Here is an 826-nt window from a genome sequence, read left to right on the forward strand (position 1 = left end):
AGGCCGCCGAGAACATCGATCGGAGCGGGGCAACAGGCAGGTTGCCCGCCGTTTTTCGCTTTGCCGGCTTATCGAGCGGACCTATTTCCTCGGCGGGCCTTTGCGCTCGGCAGAAGCCGCCCACAGATTGATGTCGGATTCGCGCGCGTATGTGTCGATCTCGGCGAGTTCGGCATCGCTGAAGTCGAGCGCCTTGAGCGCGCCGACGCAGTCCTCGACCTGCTCCGGCCGGCTGGCGCCGATCAGTGCCGAGGTCACCCTCCCCTTGCGCAGCACCCAGGCCAGCGCCATCTGCGCCAGCGTCTGTCCGCGCCTGCCGGCGATGGCGTCGAGCGCCTTGATGTTGGCGATGGTCTTGTCGTTGATGAAGGCTGTCTTCAGCGACTTGCCCTGCGACGCACGGCTGCCGTCCGGAATGCCGCCGAGATACTTGTCCGTCAGCATGCCTTGCGCCAGCGGCGAGAACACGATGGAGCCGACGCCGAGCCCTTCGAGCGTGTCGAGCAAGCCGTCTTCCTCCACCCAGCGGTTCAGCATCGAATAGCTCGGCTGGTGGATGACGCAAGGCGTGCCAAGCTGCTTCAAGATATCGGCCGCCTCGCGCGTGCGCTGCGAATTGTAGGACGAGATGCCGGCATAGAGCGCCTTGCCCGAGCGCACGGCATGGTCGAGCGCACCCATCGTTTCTTCCAGCGGCGTGTCGGGATCGAAACGGTGCGAATAGAAGATATCGACATAGTCGAGCCCCATCCGCTTGAGGCTCTGGTCGAGGCTGGCCAGAATGTATTTGCGCCCACCCCATTCGCCGTAGGGCCCGGCCCACATC

1 protein-coding gene is annotated in these 826 nt (G+C 64.4%); it reads right to left on the reverse strand.

Features of this window, described 5'->3' with window-relative positions:
- Window positions 1-81: 81 nt before the first annotated feature.
- A partial coding sequence (locus EN879_RS37580) for an aldo/keto reductase (protein ID WP_127274795.1) occupies window positions 82-826 on the reverse strand: 745 nt, incomplete at its 5' end.

This window comes from Mesorhizobium sp. M7A.F.Ca.AU.002.02.1.1, from assembly GCF_003998535.1.
GTDB classification, from domain to species: Bacteria; Pseudomonadota; Alphaproteobacteria; order Rhizobiales; family Rhizobiaceae; genus Mesorhizobium; species Mesorhizobium ciceri.